At 67.5% G+C, this 19,411-nt stretch carries 17 protein-coding genes; 15 read left to right on the top strand and 2 right to left on the bottom strand.

Going from position 1 to position 19,411, the window contains the following annotated elements; translation table 11 throughout:
- The first annotated feature begins 36 nt into the window (after window positions 1-36).
- Window positions 37-1,725, top strand: a complete 1,689-nt coding sequence (locus AKG07_RS16995) for an ABC-F family ATP-binding cassette domain-containing protein (protein WP_053098965.1) — start codon at window positions 37-39, stop codon at window positions 1,723-1,725.
- A gap of 2 nt (window positions 1,726-1,727) precedes the next feature.
- Here the strand turns inward: AKG07_RS16995 and AKG07_RS17000 are convergent, their stop codons facing one another.
- Window positions 1,728-2,807 carry an FAD-dependent oxidoreductase gene (locus tag AKG07_RS17000; protein WP_053098966.1) on the bottom strand — a complete coding sequence of 360 codons (1,080 nt, stop codon included), beginning with the start codon at window positions 2,805-2,807 and terminating at the stop codon, window positions 1,728-1,730.
- Window positions 2,808-2,883: 76 nt separating this feature from the next.
- Between AKG07_RS17000 and AKG07_RS17005 the strand changes: the two genes are divergently transcribed.
- The 8 genes from AKG07_RS17005 to AKG07_RS17040 all read left to right on the top strand — a co-directional run bounded on the left by AKG07_RS17005 (window position 2,884) and on the right by AKG07_RS17040 (window position 12,084).
- Window positions 2,884-3,999: a GuaB3 family IMP dehydrogenase-related protein gene (locus AKG07_RS17005; RefSeq protein WP_053098967.1), complete on the top strand. Its 1,116-nt coding sequence runs from the start codon at window positions 2,884-2,886 to the stop codon at window positions 3,997-3,999.
- Window positions 4,000-4,056: 57 nt separating this feature from the next.
- A complete protein-coding gene (locus tag AKG07_RS17010) occupies window positions 4,057-4,815 on the top strand; it encodes an SURF1 family protein (RefSeq protein ID WP_082298004.1) in 759 nt (252 codons plus the stop codon).
- Between the two features lie 245 nt (window positions 4,816-5,060).
- Complete coding sequence (locus AKG07_RS17015) at window positions 5,061-9,695, top strand: ExeM/NucH family extracellular endonuclease (protein WP_053098969.1); 4,635 nt, start codon at window positions 5,061-5,063, stop codon at window positions 9,693-9,695.
- Between the two features lie 129 nt (window positions 9,696-9,824).
- Window positions 9,825-10,115 carry a WXG100 family type VII secretion target gene (locus AKG07_RS17020; RefSeq protein ID WP_053098970.1) on the top strand — a complete coding sequence of 97 codons (291 nt, stop codon included), beginning with the start codon at window positions 9,825-9,827 and terminating at the stop codon, window positions 10,113-10,115.
- Window positions 10,116-10,137: 22 nt separating this feature from the next.
- A complete protein-coding gene (locus tag AKG07_RS17025; protein WP_053098971.1) occupies window positions 10,138-10,686 on the top strand; it encodes a hypothetical protein in 549 nt (182 codons plus the stop codon).
- The gene (locus tag AKG07_RS17030; RefSeq protein WP_150115163.1) at window positions 10,679-10,984 is read left to right on the top strand and encodes a hypothetical protein; all 306 of its coding nucleotides are present in this window, start codon (window positions 10,679-10,681) and stop codon (window positions 10,982-10,984) included. Before AKG07_RS17025 ends, AKG07_RS17030 begins: the two co-directional genes overlap by 8 nt.
- 18 nt (window positions 10,985-11,002) lie before the next feature.
- Complete coding sequence (locus tag AKG07_RS17035; RefSeq protein ID WP_150115164.1) at window positions 11,003-11,737, top strand: hypothetical protein; 735 nt, start codon at window positions 11,003-11,005, stop codon at window positions 11,735-11,737.
- A complete protein-coding gene (locus AKG07_RS17040) occupies window positions 11,734-12,084 on the top strand; it encodes a DUF2510 domain-containing protein (protein ID WP_150115165.1) in 351 nt (116 codons plus the stop codon). The genes AKG07_RS17035 and AKG07_RS17040 overlap by 4 nt, the downstream gene beginning before the upstream one ends.
- A 9-nt stretch (window positions 12,085-12,093) precedes the next feature.
- Here the strand turns inward: AKG07_RS17040 and AKG07_RS17045 are convergent, their stop codons facing one another.
- Window positions 12,094-12,900, bottom strand: a complete 807-nt coding sequence (locus AKG07_RS17045; RefSeq protein WP_053098975.1) for a DeoR/GlpR family DNA-binding transcription regulator — start codon at window positions 12,898-12,900, stop codon at window positions 12,094-12,096.
- A 249-nt stretch (window positions 12,901-13,149) separates the two neighbouring features.
- Between AKG07_RS17045 and AKG07_RS17050 the strand changes: the two genes are divergently transcribed.
- From AKG07_RS17050 to AKG07_RS17075, 6 genes are all read left to right on the top strand, one after another.
- Window positions 13,150-14,445, top strand: coding sequence for an ABC transporter substrate-binding protein (locus tag AKG07_RS17050; RefSeq protein ID WP_053098976.1), 1,296 nt, complete (start codon window positions 13,150-13,152; stop codon window positions 14,443-14,445).
- An 83-nt stretch (window positions 14,446-14,528) separates the two neighbouring features.
- Entirely contained in the window at window positions 14,529-15,452 is a 924-nt protein-coding gene (locus AKG07_RS17055) for a carbohydrate ABC transporter permease (RefSeq protein WP_053098977.1), read from the top strand.
- A 2-nt stretch (window positions 15,453-15,454) separates the two neighbouring features.
- Entirely contained in the window at window positions 15,455-16,300 is an 846-nt protein-coding gene (locus AKG07_RS17060; RefSeq protein WP_053098978.1) for a carbohydrate ABC transporter permease, read from the top strand.
- 46 nt (window positions 16,301-16,346) lie between these two features.
- Window positions 16,347-17,210, top strand: coding sequence for a ketose-bisphosphate aldolase (locus tag AKG07_RS17065; protein ID WP_053098979.1), 864 nt, complete (start codon window positions 16,347-16,349; stop codon window positions 17,208-17,210).
- A gap of 30 nt (window positions 17,211-17,240) precedes the next feature.
- Window positions 17,241-18,437, top strand: coding sequence for an ADP-dependent glucokinase/phosphofructokinase (locus tag AKG07_RS17070; protein ID WP_150115166.1), 1,197 nt, complete (start codon window positions 17,241-17,243; stop codon window positions 18,435-18,437).
- Window positions 18,434-19,411 (top strand): class I mannose-6-phosphate isomerase, encoded by a 978-nt coding sequence (locus AKG07_RS17075; protein ID WP_053098981.1) that lies wholly within the window; start codon window positions 18,434-18,436, stop codon window positions 19,409-19,411. Before AKG07_RS17070 ends, AKG07_RS17075 begins: the two co-directional genes overlap by 4 nt.

Genomic DNA, 19,411 nt, shown 5'->3' on the forward strand with positions numbered 1-19,411 from the left:
CGGCTCGCCAAGCGGGCGGAAGGACGGCCACGCACGGTGGGATACATAGATGTTGCGGGGGTCTCGCTGACCCTTCCCGACGGCAGACCGCTGTTGGACGAGACGAGCTTTCGCGTCGGAGCCGGGTCGACGAGCGCCCTCATCGGGCCCAACGGGGCCGGCAAGACGACGCTGCTCCGCATCATCCGAGGCGACCAGCCCGCCGATGACGGCGTCGTGACGATCGACGGCGGCCTCGGCGTGATGGACCAGTTCGTCGGCCACGGCGAGTCCGGTCAGACCGTTCACGAGCTGCTGGTGCGGGTCGCGCCCCATCGCATCCGGCAGGCGGCGCAGGCTCTCGAGGCTGCGGAGGACGCGCTGATCGAGCGCGATGAGCACGACACGCAGATGGCGTATGCGACGGCGATCGCGGAGTACGCGGATGCCGGCGGCTACGAGCACGAGACGGTCTGGGACCAGTGCACGGTCGCCGCGTTGGGAGTGCCCTTCGAGCGTGCCCGCTTCCGCGATCTCACGACGCTGTCGGGTGGCGAGCAGAAGCGACTCGCTCTGGAGGCGCTGCTGCGCGGACCCGACGAGGTGCTGCTGCTCGACGAGCCGGACAACTATCTGGACGTTCCCACCAAGCGCTGGCTCGAGGAGCAGCTCAGGCAGACGCCGAAGACCGTGCTGCTGGTATCGCACGACCGAGAGCTGCTGGCCCGTGCGGTCGATCGGCTGATCACCCTCGAGCCCGGCGGCGCGGGGGCCTCGGCGTGGGTGCACGGCGGCGGATTCGCGACCTACCACCAGGCGCGCAGCGACCGCATGGACAGACTCGACGAGCTGCGCCGCCGGTGGGACGAGCAGCACGAGAAGCTGCGGACCCTCGTCGCGAACCTCAAGGTGAAGGCGTCGGCGAACGACGGATTCGCGTCGCGGTACCAGGCGGCGCAGACGCGACTGCGCAAGTTCGAGGAGGCCGGACCGCCGGAGGAGCGACCCCCGGCTCAGGACTTCGACATGAGGCTGCGAGGGTCACGCACGGGCAAGCGCGCGGTGGTCGCACACGGGCTCGAGCTCTCCGGCCTGATGAGGCCGTTCGACGCCGAGGTCTGGTACGGCGATCGGGTCGCCGTGCTCGGGTCGAACGGATCGGGGAAGTCGCACTTCCTCCGCCTCCTCGCACGCGGGGGCAGCGATCCGGACCCGACGCTGGGTCACGTGACGTCCACCGGGGAGCAGCTCGCGACGGTCGATCACCGTGGGCAGGCCGTGCTGGGAGCGCGCGTCGTGCCGGGGCTGTTCGCGCAGACGCATGCGCATCCCGAGTTCGTCGGCCGAACGCTGCTCGAGATCCTCCACAGGGGAGACGAACGACGGGCCGGCATGCCGCGGGATGCCGCGAGCTCGGCGCTCGACCGGTACGGACTCGTGCGGCAGGCGCAGCAGACCTTCGAATCGCTGTCGGGCGGCCAGCAGGCCCGGTTCCAGGTGCTGCTGCTCGAGCTCTCCGGTGCGACGCTGCTGCTGCTCGACGAGCCGACGGACAACCTGGACATCGAGTCGGCCGAGGCGCTCGAAGACGCTCTGCGTCGTTTCGAGGGGACCGTGCTCGCGGTCACGCATGATCGCTGGTTCGCCCGCTCGTTCGACCGGTTCCTCGTGTTCGGCTCCGACGGCGAGGTGTACGAAGCCGATGCCCCCGTGTGGGACGAGCGCCGCGTGGTGCGAGCCCGCTGAGTTCAGCGCAGTCGGAACGGCTCCGCCGCGAGAGCGGAGGGATCGAGGGCCAGATCGGCGAGGGTCGCGCCCACGCCAGGGGCGAACTTGAAGCCGTGGCCGGAGAAGCCGGCGCCGACGACGATCCGCCCCGATCGGTCGAGCACGAAGGCGCTGTCATCGGTCGAGGTGTAGGTGCAGCTGATCGGCTCCGCGGATGCCGGGTCGAGGCCCGGCATCCACTCGCCCACATAGTCGGCGAGGGCCTGCGCGTGCGTCACCGCGTGCGGGCGGGCATCCGGGTCGACGACGTCGCCCACGCGGTGGAACCCGACCTTGACGCCCTCGCCGGGCGTCGGCATCCCGTAGACCGTCGCCGGGTAGCGGCCGGGATCGACGTAGTGATTGAACGAGGGCCACACCGAGCCGGCGGCGGGGCGGAAGTGCGCGGGGAACTCCTCGGTGACCTCCAGGCGCGGCAGCGGGATGCCGGGAAGCATCCGCTCGGTCCAGGCGCCGGCCGCGACGACGACGACGTCTGCCCGCACGAGGGCGTCAGGCAGCACGATGTCGACGCCGTCTTCGGTCTCGTCGATCCGCGTCACGGGGGTCTCCCAGCGCACCTCGCCTCCCGCGGCGACGATCCGTCGCTCGAACTCGCCCAGCGCGGCGGATGCGCGGGCGACGCCCGCGTCGCGGGAGAAGAGCACATCGTCGCCGAAGCGCATACCCGACCATCGCGACGATGCCTCGTGCGCCGTCAGCATCTCGGCGTGGATGCCGCGCTCGGTCAGCCGCCGTTCGATCGCGGCGACGTCGACATCTCCGTGGGTGACCAGGCCGTGCAGACGCAGCAGCGGCTCGCCGCCCACCTGCCCGAGGGCGTCCCATCCGGCGCGTGCGCGGACGAGGAGGTCGAGATAGTGGTCCTCGTCGTAGGCGTTGTTGAAGTTGCGCGTGGCGCCGTGCGAGGCGCCCTGGTGGTGGCCACGGGCGAAGCGCTCGAAGACGACGGGCTTCATCCCTCGTCGGGTGAGCTCCCACGCGGTCGCAAGGCCCATCACGCCGCCACCGACGACGGCGACCTCCACCGAATCCGACATATTGCCTCCCGACCTCGCACTCAGTCTCCCAGCCGTCGGTGTCATCGCGTACGCCCGGTAGTCTGGGGTGGTGACCATGGAGATCGAGCTCGGCCGAGGCAAGCGTGCGCGTCGCGCGTACACGTTCGACGACATCGCGGTGGTGCCCTCGCGGCGCACCCGCAACCCGGAGGACGTGTCGACCGCCTGGACGATCGACGCCTTCGGCTTCGGGATCCCGGTGCTCGGCGCACCGATGGACTCCGTCGTGAGCCCTCAGACGGCGATCATGCTCGGGCAGCTCGGCGGACTCGGCGTCCTCGACCTCGAAGGACTGTGGACCCGTTACGAGAACCCCGAGCCCCTTCTTGCGGAGATCGCATCCCTCGGCGAGGGAGAGGCGACCGCGCGCATGCAGCAGCTCTACTCCGAGCCGATCAAGCCCGCGCTCATCACGCAGCGTCTCGCCGAGATCCGTGAAGCCGGAGTGACCGTCGCCGGATCGCTGACGCCGCAGCGCACGCAGGAGTTCTACGACACGGTCGCCGCCGCAGGGGTCGACCTGTTCGTCATCCGCGGCACCACCGTGTCGGCCGAGCACGTCTCGAGCGTCGACGAGCCACTGAATCTCAAGAAGTTCATCTACGACCTCGACGTGCCCGTCATCGTCGGAGGCGCAGCCACCTACACCGCGGCCCTGCATCTGATGCGCACGGGTGCGGCCGGTGTCCTCGTCGGGTTCGGCGGGGGAGCGGCGTCGACCACGCGCGCGACCCTCGGCATCCACGCTCCGATGGCCACGGCCGTATCGGACGTGGCCGCGGCCCGCCGTGACTACCTCGACGAGTCCGGCGGACGCTACGTGCACGTCATCGCAGACGGTGGGGTCGGCACGTCCGGTGACATCGTCAAGGCACTCGCGATGGGTGCCGACGCGGTCATGCTCGGCGTCGCCCTCGCACGCGCCACCGATGCACCGGGTCGTGGCTTCCACTGGGGTCCCGAGGCGCATCACCCCAAGCTCCCGCGCGGTCGTCGCGTCGAGGTCGGCGGCATCGGCACGCTCGAGGAGATCCTCTACGGTCCGGCGCCCGTCGTCGACGGCACGGCGAACCTCATCGGGGCGCTGCGCAAGTCGATGGCCACCACCGGATACTCCGACCTCAAGGAATTCCAGCGGGTCGAGGTCGTCCTCGCACCGTACGAGGCCTGAGGCCCGCACCACGCCGTGACTTCTGCTGCTCTGTTCCCCCCGACTCTCCGCGAGGTCATGCTCCGGGGACGCTGGATCGGGATGCTCGTGCTGTGCCTCGTGGTGGCCGGCGTGTTCGCGTGGCTGGGGCAGTGGCAGCTCGAGCGCGCGATCGAGACCGATCCGCCGCCCGCAGGAGCGACCGAGCAGGTGCGACCGCTGACCGATGTGGTCGAGCCGGGTGCGTACCTCCCCGAGCCGCTGGTCGGGCAGAAGGTCGAGACGTCGGGGACCTGGATCCGCGATGACTTCCTCATCGTGTCGAGCCGGTTCAACGACGGCGTCGAGGGCTACTGGGTGACCGGTCAGCTGCGGGTCGCGGAGCGCACGTCGATCGCGGTCGCGATCGGCTGGACCGCCGACCGTGCCGTCGCCGAGGCGGCCGTCGAGAAGCTCGACGAGAGCGCAGAGGACGTATCCCTCGTCGGTCGGGTGATCTCGGACGAGGGGCCATCGGTGCCGCCGAAGGACGATCCCCAGCGCATGGACCGCATGTCGACCGCTGCGCTGCTCAGCCACTGGCACGACGTCGACGAGCTCGACGTGTATCGGCCGTACCTCGCCTCGATCACGGCGACGGCAGGTCTCACGGACATCTCCTCGCCTGCACCCGAGGAGCAGTCGCCGGTGAACTGGCTCAACATCTTCTATGCCGCGGAGTGGGCGATCTTCGCCGGGTTCGCCTTCTACCTCTGGTATCGACTCGCCAAGGACGCCTGGGAGCGTGAGGTCGAGGAGTTCGAGGACGCAGCGACCGCCGCCGGCGACTCCGTCTGATTCCGCCTGACCTGACCCGCATCCGCGCGGCGCTGCGCGCGCATGTGAGCGGTTCGCGGTCCGATATTCCACCTTCGTCAGGGGCGGGTCCGGACGTTCGGTGAGGGCTTGGTTACCAATCGGAAAACTCCGTTGAGGTTGTCGGAGGGCCTCCGTATGCTCGCTCACATGTGCGTCGGCTGAGAGCCCGCACCGCCCGGTTTCACGAGAGCCGTCGCCAGAACACACCCGAGGAGACAACACAGATGATGTCCGCTCCCGACGCCGCGAACCATCAGGTTCCCGGGTCAGACCGCAGAAGTCGGGGGCGTCTCGGCGTTCTCGCCGCCACCTGCGTCGCCGCACTGGGCGCCAGCGCCCTGATCGCCGCGCCAGCCTCCGCAGACGTCTCGGGAACGGGGGTGGTGATCAACGAGGCCTACCTCTCCGGGGGCAGTGCCGGGGCGGCGTTCACCAACAAGTTCGTCGAGCTCTACAACCCCACGGCGGCACCCGTCACCCTCGACGGGCTCTCGCTGCAGTATCGATCCGCGACAGGAACGGGCGGTTCGAACGGCGTCGCGCCGCTGACCGGCGTCATCCCCGCCGGCGGCCACTATCTCGTGCAGGCGGGCAGCAACGGAGCCAACGGCGCAGCACTGCCGACGGCCGACGTCGTCAGCACCCTCAACCCGAGCGGAACGAACGGCACTCTCGCGCTGGTCGAGGGCACCGCGGCGGTCACACTGACCCCCGGCTCGGTCACGGGTGTCGACGGCGTCATCGACGTGCTCGGCTACGGCACCTCGAACACATTCGAGACTGCCGCCGCGACTCCTCCCACGGGCAACACCGACGTCAAGTCGCTCAACCGCACGGGCGGCAAGGACACCGACGACAACAAGGCGGACTTCAGCCTGTCGGCCTCCATCACGCCGCAGAATGCGGGCACGGTTCCCGACCCCGATCCGGATCCTGAGCCTGAGCCCGAGCCGACCGACGTGTCGATCGCCGACGTCCAGGGAACGACCGATGTCTCGCCGCTGAACGGCCAGACCGTCACGGTCGAGGGCATCGTCACCGCCGACTATCGGACCGGCGGCTACAAGGGCATCGTGATCCAGACAGAGGGCTCCGGCGGTGCGGTCGACGCGACCCCCGGCGCATCGGACGGCGTCTTCGTCTTCCTCAACGCGCTCGCTCCCACGCTCGCGATCGGCGATCGCGTCTCGGTCACCGGCTCGGTCAGCGAGTACTTCGGCCAGACGCAGATCAACCCGGCAGCGCTGACCGGCATCTCGGTCCTGCAGGCAGGGGTGGGCGTTCCCGAGGTCACCCCGCTTCCCGACGCCGCCGTCGGCGGCGACCGTGAGCAGTACGAGAACATGTACGTGGCCCCGGCGGGCACCTATCGCCTGGCTTCCAGCCACCAGCTCTTCAACTTCGGAACCCTCTGGCTGAACGCCGGGGCGGATCTCAACGTCAAGAGCACGGAGCTTGTGCGCCCGGGAGCCGAGGCGGCGGCGATCACCGCGGCGAACCGCGCCAACCGGATCCTGCTCGACGACGGGTGGTCGATCCAGGTCTCGAACAGCGGGCACCCCAACGACCAGCCGTACTTCACGAAGGACCTCGTCGTCCGCAACGGCGACACGGTCGACTTCAGCGAGAACGGGTACGTGCTCCAGTACGGCTTCGACGACTGGCGTCTTCAGCCGGTCGTGCCGATCGACAGCACGTCGTCCGCCGACCTGAAGGTCGGCTTCCAGCCCACGAACCCTCGCACGGACACCGCCCCGACGGTCGGCGGCGACGTGCAGGTGGCGTCGTTCAACGTCTTCAACTACTTCACCACGCTGAAGAGCGAGAACTCGAACGCACGAGGCGCGGCGAATGCTGCCCAGTTCGAGATCCAGAAGTCGAAGATCGTCGCGGCGATCAACGGCCTCGACGCCGAGATCGTGTCGCTGATGGAGATCGAGAACTCGATCAAGCTCGGCGGCTCGCTCGACGAGGCGCTGGCCGATCTGGTCGACGGGCTCAACGACGCACTCGGCAGCGCGGAGTGGGACTACGTCCGCACTCCCGATGAGCTGAACGACTCGGCGACGACCGACTTCATCACGAGCGCGATCATCTACAAGAAGGACGCGGTCGAGACGGTCGGCGACAGCCTGACCGTGACGGACGAGAGCGTCTGGGGCAACGCCCGCGAGCCGATCGCGCAGGCGTTCGACATCGACGGACGCGTCGTCACGGTGGTGGCGAACCACTTCAAGTCGAAGTCGGCACCCGAGGGCGGCGGCGCCGAGCCGGCAGACGGCCAGGGCTTCTTCAACGCCGACCGCGTGAAGCAGGCGAACTCGCTCAAGACCTTCACCACCGAGATCGAGGAGACGACAGGCAGCAGCGACATCCTGCTGATCGGTGACTTCAACGCCTACGCGAAGGAGGACCCGATCGAGGTCTTCACGAGCGAGGGGTGGAGCGACGTCGCACGCGAGAAGGCTCCGGAACAGCACACGTACACGTTCGACGGCGAGCTCGGCTCGCTCGACCACGTGCTCGCGTCGCCGTCGCTCGCCGCATCCATCACGGGCGCGGGTGTGTGGAGCATCAACTCTCCGGAGTGGAGCGACCGCGGCTACGCGTTCGGCGCCACCGAGGCGGGAACACCGTTCCGCTCCAGCGACCACGACCCGATCATCGTCGGCGTCTCCTCCGAGGTCCCGCCGGTGAGCATCGACGTCGTCACCATGAACGACTTCCACGGTCGCATCGAGGCCGACGGCGCTGCCGCAGGCGCGGCGGTCGTCGCCGGAGCCGTGCAGCAGTTCCGTTCCGAGAACCCGAACACGATCTTCGCCGGTGTCGGCGATCTGATCGGCGCATCGACGTTCACCTCCTTCATCAACGATGACAACCCGACGATCGACGCGCTCAACGCCGCCGGCCTCGACGTCAGTGCCGCGGGCAACCACGAGTTCGACCAGGGCTGGGAGGACCTGCGCGACCGCGTGCAGGACCGCGCGGACTGGGAGTACATCTCGTCGAACGTGTTCGTCACCGAGACGGGCGAGCCCGCGCTCGCACCGGCCTGGGTGAAGGAGCTCGACGGCGTGCGCGTCGGCTTCGTCGGCGCCGTCACCGAGGACCTCGACTCGCTCGTGTCGCCTGAGGGCATCGCGGATCTCGAGGTGCGCAGCATCGTCGATTCGGTGAACGCCGTGGCCGACGACCTGCGTGACGGAGACGCGTCCAACGGCGAAGCGGATGTCGTCATCCTTCTCGTTCACGAGGGCGCGTCGAGCGTCGAGCTGTCGAGCATCACACCGGATTCGCCCCTGGGCGAGATCGTCTACGGCGTGGACGATGACGTGAACGCGATCGTCTCGGCACACACGCACCTCGCCTACAACCACGTGATCGACGGGCGTCCGGTCATCTCGGCCGGGCAGTACGGCGAGAACCTCGGACTGATGAACATCCAGGTCGACCCGAAGACGAAGGACCTGATCTCGATCACCAACGAGATCAAGCCCCTCACCTCGGCAGGGAAGGCGCTCTACCCGGCCGTCCCGGAGGTCGCCGACATCGTCGCGAAGGCGAAGGCTGAGGCCGACGTGCTCGGCGCGGTCAAGGTCGGAGACATCACCGCCGACTTCAACCGCGCTCGTCAGACGAACGGCTCGGAGAACCGCGGAGGGGAGTCCACCATTGGCAACTTCGTCGCCGACGTGCAGAAGTGGTCCACCGGTGCGGACATCGCGCTGATGAACCCGGGAGGCATCCGCGCCAACCTGACGTACGCCTCGTCGAACGCCAACGACCCGAACGGCAATGTCACCTACCGCGAGGCGGCCACGGTGCAGCCGTTCGCCAACACGCTGGTGACCCTGTCGCTGAGCGGCGTGCAGCTCAAGGGCGTGCTCGAAGAGCAGTGGCAGCCGGCAGGCTCGGCCCGTCCGTTCCTGAAGCTCGGCGTATCGGGTGGTCTCGTCTACACCTACGATCCGGCCGCGGCTCAGGGATCGAGGATCACGTCGATCACGCTCAACGGCACGCCGATCGACCCTGCGGCGAACTACACGGTCGCAGCGAACTCGTTCCTCGCCGGGGGTGGAGACAACTTCTTCACCTTCAAGGAGGGCTCGAGCAAGCGTGACACCGGCAAGATCGACCTGCAGTCGATGGTCGACTGGTTCGATGCGAACAAGACGGCGACCCCCGACCTCGCGCAGCGCGCGGTGGGAGTCTCGGTCAGTGCACCGGATGCCGACGGCTACAGCGCCGGCGACCAGGTGACGGTCGCTCTCTCGTCGCTGGCGTTCAGTGCGGGGGAGCAGGCGCCCGGCGAGGTGACCCTGTCGCTCGGCGGCACCCAGCTCGCTGCGAGCGCCGTCGATCCCACGATCGTCGACACGACCGATGAGGCAGGGCGCGCGTCGCTCGGCTTCACGGTTCCGGCGGGTGTCTTCGGTGAGCAGCTGCTCACCGTCGCCGTCGCCGGTACCGGGACCACCGTGCAGGTGCCGTTCTCGATCGCGGGGGAGGAGCCGGTCGAGTTCGCAGGATCGATCGACCTCGGCTCGTCGAAGGTGGCAGCGGGCAAGAAGCTCACGATCACCGGCGAGGGCTACCAGCCGGGTGAGACGGTGACCGTGCAGCTGCGACCGAAGAAGGGCGCGGCCCTCGACGTCGGCACCGTTCAGGTCACCGCCGACGGCACGTTCTCGACCACCGTCACGGTGCCGAAGAGCACGCAGCCGGGCAAGTACACGGTCGCGGTCGCTCAGGCCGACGGCGATGAGGCGACGGCCACCGTCACCGTCAACCGCGCGGGCGGCATCATCGGCGGCATCATCGACTGGCTGTGGGACCTCATCTCCGGCTGGTTCTGACCTCGATAGGCGGCACGCCCGCCTGACACGCACGAAGGCCGTCGGGAGTGATCCCGGCGGCCTTCGTCGTTCCCGTGGTTCGTCAGGGTGCCGCGTTGCAGCGCGGAGGAGGGATGTTATGGTGCTGGCATGGGGGTAGCAGTCGAGGTCGATTTCGACCAGATCCAGACCATGATCGATGTCCTGCTCGGGTCGCTTTCCGATCTGCGGGCCGAGGGTGCCGCTCTCGACAGCGCTTCGCAGGTGATGCTCGCAGGTTGGGACGGCGAAGCCGCAGACGCCTACGAGAGTCGGCACGACCAGTGGCAAGCGGACCATGCCTACAGTCTCGACGAGCTGACGAGCGCGATCAGGGCCCTGCAGCGCGCACTCGCGAGCTATCGCCACGCCGAAGCGACCATCATCGACCTCGTCGCCTGACACGAACCAGGATGCCTCTCGCATGACTCCCTCAGACGACCTGACCGCCCGCATCGACGTTCTCCGCGGCCGGTCCCGACAGATCGCCTCGGACTTCTCGGCCGAGATGGCGCGGCTGACCCGCGAGGTCGCTCAGCGTGGCCCACTCGTCGAGATCGAGGCCGATGCCCGGGGGCTCGTCTCGTCGGTTGCCGTCGATCCGAGCGGCTACATGAACGCGGCGGCCACCGCGCTCGCCGCAGCCACAGACTCCGCTCTTGCGCTCGCGGGCATCTCAGCCATGCCCGATGTCTCGGCGAAAGCGCACCAGGTGATGCAGCTGTTGCAGGGCGGGTTGCCGGCTGAGGATGCGATCGACGCCGTGGTGGCCGAGCCTCACGGCGAATCCGAGCGGCACGTCTTCCCCGAGGTGACGGTCGAGGTCGACGCATTGGGTCAGTTCTCGGTCACGATCGATGCGGCGTGGAGGGCGTCCGCCACCGCGGTCGAGTTCGTGGATGCCGTGAAGACGACCGTGAACACGGTGATCACCCGACGCGCAGGCGTTGATGACGGGGGCGACGATGAGTGACGGGTACGCAGTCGATACGGGGGTGCTGAGGGCTGACGCCGAACTCTGGCGGGGTTGGGGCGACACTCTCGCGGCCGGCGCCGACAGCATCTCGGACACCTTCGAATACTGGGCGTTCTCGGATCAGCCGGGGTTCGAAGCCCTTCGCGACGAGTATCTCGCGGCGGCGGCCGACCTCCGGCAGAAGGTTCGTGACGGCGGCGCGCTCTTCCGTGCCATGGGGTCGCGGCTCGAGCAGGTGGCGGAGATCTATGAGAAGACCGAAGACGAGGTCGGTCGCGACATCAGGGGGGCGTGAGGTATGCATCCGGAGGCGATGGGGCAATGGATCCTCGACGTGATCGACGATGGGCTCAGAGAACTCGACAGGGCGGAGCGAGGGGCACCGGCCGTGGCGCGTGAGTGGGCCGACAGCCTTTCGACGTTCGGTGTTCCTTGGCCGGACTGGGCTAAGGACGCCGCGTATCACGCAGCGATGGCAGCGCTCCTCGCCAACATCGGGATCATGCGGGAGATACTCAATGCGATGCGCGACAGGGTCGCACGCATGGGTCTTCCCACCGTTCTGCGCGCCGAAGCGGACAAGCTGGTGCACGGGATCGGCACTGTGCAGAGTCGCGTCGATGCGGAATGCACCACGGCTCGACTGGCCGGGCTGGGAAGCGGAGCATGGGACTCCGACGCGGCACGGCACTACCTGTCGGCGTATGACCTCCATGAGGATCAGATCGACGAACTCGAGACGTCGATCGACGCGCTGGTACGCGTGCTCCGGGATGCGGCAGCATCGCAGGACGCCTGGTACTCCTCGAACCTGTTCAACGCGATCGGCGGGGTCGTCGGCATCGCCGGACTCGTCGTCGCCATCGTCGGCGGTTTCGCGACGCCCGTCGCGTGGGTGGGACTGGCGATCGGCATCGTCGGACTGCTGCTGAACGTGATCGGGTACTTCATCGGACGAGGTGACTCGGAGTCTCGCGCATCCGTGCTCTCGGGGGTTCTCTCGTCCACCGCCCTGCCCTCGTGGCCCCAGCCCTCGCTCGCCTCATGAGCGGCGGCGGACCCGTTGCACCGGGCTGGTACGACGTCCATCGACGCACCCAGAGGTGGTGGGACGGTCGCCAATGGACGGAGAACGTGATCCATCACGGGCGACCGATCACGGCCACGGCACTTCGCACAGCGACGACCAGGATGCAGTGGACGTGGGTCGGAGTCGGCGTGGTCGCCTGGGCGGCGTTCCTGGTCTTCGCGTTCGCCTTCGGTCCGAGCGCGGCGTTCGCGCTCGCCCTGCTGCCGGTCGCCGGCACGGCGGCGATCGTCGCCGCCGCGATCACCGGGTCGCGCCTGATCGCGGCTGTTCCCCCCACCCCCGGTGGCCCGGTCGCCTCCCGATGACGAGAGCGGTCAGGCTGAGGGGCTGATGACCTCGACCTCTGCCTGCGCGAGAGCGGCGGCGAACGCCGGCGCCGGGGACGAATCCGTCACCAGGTAGTCGGCTCGGTCGAGCGTGGTGACCTGAGCGAACAGGCGTCGGCCGAACTTCGACGAGTCGGCGAGGATCGCGGTGCGCTCGGCCCGCTGGATCATCTCGGCCATCATGTTCGCGTCCCCCATGTTCGACGTCGAGAACCCGGCCTCGTCGATGGCGCCCACGGCGATCAGTGCCAGATCGCAGCGGATGTCCACTTCCGGGCCGCCCGGGGTCATCATGAACGCGACGGGTCCGGTGGTGGCCTGGGTGATCGCCCGCACGGCCCCGCCGAACACGTAGAGGTCGCGGAAGGCGGATGGCGAGATCTCCGCGGGGATCCGCAGGTTGTTCGTGGCGATCGTCAGGTCGCGATGGTTGCGAAGCGCCCGAGCGAGAGCCAGCGTCGTCGTTCCGGCGTTGAGCATCACGACCGCTCCGTCGTCGATGAGTCCCGCCGCGAGACGCGCGATCGTCTCCTTCTCCTCCGTCTGCAGCCGGAGACGGACGTCGAGCGCCCGGTCCTTGAGCTGCCCCTCGGCGCTGACCGCTCCGCCGTGGGTGCGGATGACGACGCCCTCTCGGTCGAGCTGATCGAGGTCCCGACGGATCGTGTCGATCGAGACGTGGAAGTGCTCTGCGAGACCTCCGACGGTCACTTCGCCGACCTGTTCGACGTAGGCGGCGAGGTCGGCTTTGCGGCCGGCGGGGAGTCGACGCTTGGGCGACGGAGTTGCTTCCATGCAGACATCTCTAGCACAGGTGCGCAGATAAACCGGCAGACTTCGGCAGAGATCGGCATCCGACGTATCCACGCGACCAACTTGGTTTTCGCCGTGACAATGCGGGTACAGTCGTGAAATCTGTAGTTACAAGTCGAAATAGATGCAGAGAATGCTTGACGATCTCGCAAACTACGGCATAACATTGCTCAAAACCGCATGAACAAGCATTGAAGCGCGAATGCGGCACGATCTCGAAGAGGAGAAGTGATGATCACAGTGGGGCGAGGGCGACGCATTCTGAAGCTCGCCGGCGCAGCGACAGCAGCCGTGACAGTCCTGGCCGTGGCAGGGTGCGCGGCAGGCGACAGCGGAACCGATGGAGGGGATGGCGGAGACGTCACCATCGAGTTCGCCCAGTGGTGGGAGCCCGAGCTCCCCGACGGTGAGTTCCGGGCGCTCATCGACGAATTCGAGGACGCCAACCCGGGCGTCACGGTCAAGCTCGTGAGCGGACCGTACGCATCGACCAAGGAGCAGCTGTTCGCGGGAGCGGCCTCCGGCACCATGCCGGACGTCGTCGGCCTCGACGGCGCGTGGGTCAACGACTTCGCCTCTCAGGGAGTGATCGCAGACCTCACCGCACTCATGGACGAGTACGACTACGACGACAGCGAGCTGGCGAGCCAGATCCAGGTCGACGACAGCACGTACATGATCCCGGTGGTGAACTTCGTCTACCCGATGTTCACCAACGACACGCTGCTGGCAGATGCGGGCGTCACCGCCCCGCCGGCCACGCGCACGGAGTTCGCCGATGCGGCATCGAAGGTCTCGGCGCTCGGCGGCGACGTGTCGGGCTGGGTGCTCCCGCTCTCCCTGGAAGCGCCGAACGGCGTGCAGAACGACGTCATGTCGTGGGTGTGGGCCTCCGGAGGCTCGATGCTCGAAGACGGTCAGCCCGATCTGACGAACGACGACGTGACGTCGGCGGTCGACTTCATCGGCGGCATGTGGGATGACGGCTCGATCGCCTCCGGTTCCTTCACGATGAAGGAGCAGGACAAGGTCGAGGAGTTCACCAACGGTCGTGTCGGCATGATGATCGACTCGCTCGCGCACATCAACCTGATCCGCGAGACGAACCCCGATCTGAAGTTCTCGATCTCGGCGCTGCCGGCCGAGGACGGATACGACGGCGAGCGCGGCATCCCCTACGCATCCTGGGGCATCGGCGTCGCCGAGAACTCGGAGCACAAGGAGGCGGCATTCAAGCTGGTCGAGTTCCTCATGAGCGAGCAGACCAACTCGGAGCTCTCGACGATGGCGAACGCGTTCCCCGGCAACTCGAAGTCGGTCCCCGGATTCGTCGAGGACGATGAGCTGTTCAAGACGGCGTTCGAGATCTACCAGGCGGGCTACCCGGCGAACGAGTTCACCGGGCTCCCCGTGGCGGAGGAGCTGATGCGTCAGCTCGGCGAGCAGCTGCAGTCGGCCTTCGACGGTCAGCAGTCGATCGACGACGCGCTCAAGAAGGCGCAGGACGCGTGGGTCGCGGAGTTCTGATCTCCCACGACCCGCATTGAACGGGGTGCCGCATCGCTCCCGATGCGATGCGGCACCCGACCAACCAAGGAGCCACGCTTCCCATGAGCCTGAGAACGTCCGACGACACCGAGGTGATCGTCACCGGAGTCGCGCTGTCGCGTCGCCGACGGCAGCTGCGCAAGACGACCGAGTCGTACGCCTTCCTCTCGCCGACCATCATCCTGCTGTTCGTGCTGATGATCGTGCCGATCGTCATGGTGATCGGCTATTCGTTCCAGGACAACGTGATCCTGAACAAGTCGCCCGAGTTCGTCGGCATCGGCAACTACGTCGAGATCCTGTCGGATCCGCGCTTCTGGAAGGCGACGGGCAACACCATCCTCTTCACGGTGACCAGCGTGGTGGCGCACCTGGTGCTCGGTCTCGCCTTCGCGATGATGCTCAACAGCCCGCTGCTCGGTCGGTTCTCACGGTCCTTCTTCCGGGCCCTGTACGTGCTGCCGTGGCTGTTCACGGTCGCCGTGATCGCCGTGCTGTGGCGGATGCTCCTGGCCCCGAACGGTGTGGTGAACTTCCTGCTCAACACCGACATCGAATGGCTCGCATCGCCGCAGCTCGCGCTCGGCACCATCATCTTCATCAACATCTGGGCGGGATACCCCTTCTTCATGGTCAGCCTGCTGGCCGGCCTCCAGGGCATCCCGAATGAGCTGAACGAGGCTGCCACCGTCGATGGCGCGGGTGCCGTGCAGCGCTTCTGGAACGTCACCATCCCGCAGCTGCGTCCCATCATCGTCAGCCTCGTGCTGCTCGACCTGATCTGGACGTCGCAGCAGTTCGCGCTCATCTGGATGACCACGGGTGGCGGACCGATCGACGTGACCGAGGTGCTCAGCACCTTCACCTACAAGCTCGCCTTCGCGAAGTACGACTTCTCGCTCGCGGCGACCTCCGCTGTGCTGGTCCTGCTCATGTCGATGGTGCTCGCCGTCTTCTACGTCCGTCACCAGAAAGCGAGGGACTGACCATGGCTCTCACCGTGCAGAACCAGCGCCGCGTCGCCAAGACCGGGGTCATGATCGGCCTCATCCTCGGAGCAGTGTTCGCCGCAGGGCCCGTGCTGTGGATGCTGTCGAGCTCGTTCAAGTCGAACACGCAGATCTTCGAACTGCCTCCTCGTCTGGTCACCGACACGTTCTCGTTCGACGCCTACATCGCGATCTTCACGAACCCCGAGACGATGCGGTTCTTCTTCAACAGCTACGTCGTCGCGGGCTCCGTCACGATCCTCACCCTCCTCGTCGCGATCCAGGCGGCGTACGCGTTCAGCCGGTTCGACTTCCGGGGCAAGCGCATCCTCAACGTGGTCATCGTCAGCGTGCAGGCCGTGCCACCCATCACCCTGCTGATCCCGTACTTCGGTCTGATGGTGGCGCTCGGGCTGTACAACTCGTACCTCGGGCTGATCCTCACCTACATGGTGTTCACGCTGCCCTACGCGATCATCATGATGACCGGCTACTTCAACACCCTCCCCAAGGAGCTCGACGAGGCCGTCCGCGTCGACGGCGCCGGATCCATGACCGCCTTGTGGCGCATCCTCGTGCCGATCTCGATCCCCGGGATCGTGTCCGTCGGCATCTACACGTTCATGATCGCGTGGAACGAGTACCTCTTCGCTCTCACCCTCACCCGCACGATCGACATGCGCACGGTGCCCATCGGCATCCAGCTGCTCATGGGGCAGCACTCATACGAGTGGAACCAGATCATGGCGATGAGCGTGCTCGGCTCGATCCCGGTCCTCATCCTCTTCCTCATCTTCCAGCGGTACTTCATCAGCGGTCTCACGGCGGGGTCCGTGAAGAGCTGACGTCGTCCCGACGGATCCACGACCACCACGAAACAGGAGAAATCACGTGCTCTACACCGGCAAATCCATCCTCGATGTCGCCAATGCCAACAACTTCGCCATCCCGGCGTTCAACATCAGCGACTGGGCGATGTTCAACGGAATCATGGACATCAGCGAGGAGAAGGCCGCTCCGGTCATCATCGCGATCCACCCCGACGAGGTGTCGCACATCACCACCGACCTCATCCCCGCGATGCACGCCCGCGCCCACCGGTCGAGCGTGCCCGTCGCGATCCACTGGGACCACGGCGGAAGCTACGAGGAGATCATCTCGGCCATCAAGGCCGGCTTCACCTCGGTCATGATCGACGCATCGCTGCTGCCGTTCGACGAGAACGTCGCGCTCACGCGCAAGGTGGTCGACGCGGCGCATGCCGTCGGCATCCAGGTCGAGGGCGAACTCGGCACGATCGGCGCCAACGACAGCTACGGCGAGTCGGGAGCGGCCGAGATCATCTACACGAACCCGGAAGACGCGGTGCGCTTCGTCGAGGAGACAGGCGTCGACAGTCTCGCCATCGCGATCGGCACGTCGCACGGCCTGTACCCGAGCGACAAGAACCCTGAGCTGCGTCACGACCTGCTCGAGCAGATCAAGGCCGCGGTCGGCATCCCGCTCGTGCTGCATGGCGGATCCTCGAACCCGGATGCGGAACTCCGCCGCGCCGTCGAGCTGGGTGTGAACAAGATCAACATCTCGAGCGACATCAAGGTCTCGTACCACAACCGCATGCGCGAGATCCTCGGCACCGATCAGCGTCTGCGCGAGCCGAACGCGATCCAGCCGGCGGCGCTCGAGGCCATGAAAGCCACCGCTGCTGAGAAGATCGAGCTGTTCGGTGCGGACGGCAAGGCGTCGCTGTACTGAATCCCGGATCTCGGAAGGATGATCGGCGACGTGGGCAGAACTCTCGTACTCGGACTCGGCGGCACCGTCGACTACGAGCTGAAGTGGGATTCGTCGGTGTTCGACAGGCTGGCGCACGCGCACGGAGTGCGGCGGCACGAGCTCACCACCACGGCGCCGATCACCGACGAACGGTCGTTGCTGGTGGCGGTGCTCGCGTTCGTCGCCTCGGGGACCGGGGCGGAGCGTTTCGTCGCCTCGTCCGAGGTGATCGAGGACTTCGTGTCGCACTTCGAGCACGCGATCACGCTCGGGGGCACCGGTGTGCGAGCGGGGCTCGTGCTCGACGCCCTCGGCATCCCGAGCGTGCAGCACCTCGTCAGCATCGACGACAACGTCCGTCGTCTGCTGCCGGACACGATCTCCTACATCTGCTCGGCGACCGAGGACACCCTCGACCCGCATCTGATCGTGCAGTATCCGGTCGGCGCGCACGTGCGCCTCACGGACGGCGACGTCCTGTCGCCCGCGTCCAATCGGCTGATCTTCGCGAACGATCCGCCGAACCGGAGGATGCTGCTCGCCACCGATCTGCCGACGACGCTGGCCGACGCGGGCATCTTCCTCGTCTCGGGATTCAACACGATGCAGGATCACGACCTGCTGGAGCTCCGGCTCGCCGAGGTGCAGGGCGCGATGCGCAGCCTCCCCGACGACGCGCTCGTCTACTACGAGGACGCGGGCTTCTACACGCGCGATTTCGCCGACACCGTGCGCCGCCATCTGCTGCCGCAGATCCATGTCTACGGCATGAACGAGGATGAGCTGCAGGAGTACCTCGGACGCGCGGTGAACCTCCTCGACACCGACGACGTCATCCGCGCCCTCCGCGCGGTGCACGCGATCATCCCCGCGCGGGCACTCGTCGTACACACCCGCTACTGGGCGATCGCCATCGGACCGGATGCCGCTCGGCACGGTGCCGCCCTCGACTCCGCCGTCCGCGTCGCCGCCACCCGCTACCGCGTGGGTGACGGCCTGACCGCCGCGGACGTCGACGACACCGATGCGATGCCCCGCCACGGGGGAGGGGAGGCGCTCGTCGCCGCCGTCGAGGCCCGTCTGCCCGGTTCCGTCGGGGTCGCCGCATTCTCGCTCGACGTCGCCACACCGACGACCGTCGGACTCGGCGACACGTTCGTCGGCGGCTTCCTCGCCGGAGCCGTGCGATCGAAGGAGAACGTGTGAACCCGATCCTGCTGTCGTCCAACCGGCCCGCCGAGCGCTTCTACCGCGGCGGTGCGCGCATCAGCGCCTTCCGCGGCGAAGCCAGTGACGCTCCCCGCGAGCCGGAGGACTGGATCGGCTCGACGACCACGGTCAACGGCGAGCCCCTGCTCGGGCTCACCACGCTCCCGGACGGCCGCGTGCTGCGTGACGTGATCGAGCACGATCCGACGGCCTGGCTGGGCGATGCCCACGTCGCACGGTGGGGTGCGGACACACGACTGCTCGTGAAGCTGTTGGACGCGGGGCAGCGACTGCCGGTGCATGCGCACCCGCACGACGACTTCGCAGCGACGCATCTCGGTCGAGCACACGGCAAGGCAGAGGCGTGGTACATGCTGCAGGGCGGCACGGTGCATGTGGGACTTCGGGAGGACGTCGATGCCGCGGCGCTCGCCGACCTCGTGGATCGGCAGGACGTGGACGCACTGCTCGGTCTGCTGCACGAGGTGGAGGTCGCTGCGGGCGACGTCGTCTGGGTGCCGCCGGGCGAACTGCACGCGATCGGCGCCGGAATCCTGCTGCTCGAACTCCAGCAGCCCGAGGATCTGTCGATCCTTCTCGAGTGGGACGGCTTCGCGATCGACGGTGCGGAGGCCGGGCATCTCGGCCTCGGCTTCGAGCTGGCGCTCGCCGCGGTGAACACCCGTGGGCGTTCGGCGGCCGACCTGGATGCGCTGATCGGAACCGCCCCCGATTCCGGTTCCGTCTTTCCAGCCGCCGCGGACGATTACTTCCGACTCGAGCGGATCCCCGTCGACGGCTCGACCGTCGTCGGTCGCGGCTTCTCGATCGTGATCGTGAGCGGCGGTGACATCGAGATCGACGGACGGAGACTCCGCATCGGTTCCTCGCTGCTCGTGCCGGACGCGGCCGGGGTGCTCGAGGCGACGGGCGCGGGCGAGCTTCTCGTCGCCCGCCCGCCCGCGCCCTGA

It is taken from the genome of Microbacterium sp. CGR1, from assembly GCF_001266755.1.
Taxonomy (GTDB): Bacteria; Actinomycetota; Actinomycetes; order Actinomycetales; family Microbacteriaceae; genus Microbacterium.

What these genes read in the sequence shown, in the direction of transcription:
- AKG07_RS17000 (WP_053098966.1), bottom strand. Translation starts at nt 2,807, where the DNA reads ATGTCGGATTCGGTGGAGGTCGCCGTCGTCGGTGGCGGCGTGATGGGC.
- AKG07_RS17005 (WP_053098967.1), top strand. Translation starts at nt 2,884, where the DNA reads ATGGAGATCGAGCTCGGCCGAGGCAAGCGTGCGCGTCGCGCGTACACG.
- AKG07_RS17010 (WP_082298004.1), top strand. Translation starts at nt 4,057, where the DNA reads ATGCTCCGGGGACGCTGGATCGGGATGCTCGTGCTGTGCCTCGTGGTG.
- AKG07_RS17015 (WP_053098969.1), top strand. Translation starts at nt 5,061, where the DNA reads ATGATGTCCGCTCCCGACGCCGCGAACCATCAGGTTCCCGGGTCAGAC.
- AKG07_RS17020 (WP_053098970.1), top strand. Translation starts at nt 9,825, where the DNA reads ATGGGGGTAGCAGTCGAGGTCGATTTCGACCAGATCCAGACCATGATC.
- AKG07_RS17025 (WP_053098971.1), top strand. Translation starts at nt 10,138, where the DNA reads ATGACTCCCTCAGACGACCTGACCGCCCGCATCGACGTTCTCCGCGGC.
- AKG07_RS17030 (WP_150115163.1), top strand. Translation starts at nt 10,679, where the DNA reads ATGAGTGACGGGTACGCAGTCGATACGGGGGTGCTGAGGGCTGACGCC.
- AKG07_RS17035 (WP_150115164.1), top strand. Translation starts at nt 11,003, where the DNA reads ATGGGGCAATGGATCCTCGACGTGATCGACGATGGGCTCAGAGAACTC.
- AKG07_RS17040 (WP_150115165.1), top strand. Translation starts at nt 11,734, where the DNA reads ATGAGCGGCGGCGGACCCGTTGCACCGGGCTGGTACGACGTCCATCGA.
- AKG07_RS17045 (WP_053098975.1), bottom strand. Translation starts at nt 12,900, where the DNA reads ATGGAAGCAACTCCGTCGCCCAAGCGTCGACTCCCCGCCGGCCGCAAA.
- AKG07_RS17050 (WP_053098976.1), top strand. Translation starts at nt 13,150, where the DNA reads ATGATCACAGTGGGGCGAGGGCGACGCATTCTGAAGCTCGCCGGCGCA.
- AKG07_RS17055 (WP_053098977.1), top strand. Translation starts at nt 14,529, where the DNA reads ATGAGCCTGAGAACGTCCGACGACACCGAGGTGATCGTCACCGGAGTC.
- AKG07_RS17060 (WP_053098978.1), top strand. Translation starts at nt 15,455, where the DNA reads ATGGCTCTCACCGTGCAGAACCAGCGCCGCGTCGCCAAGACCGGGGTC.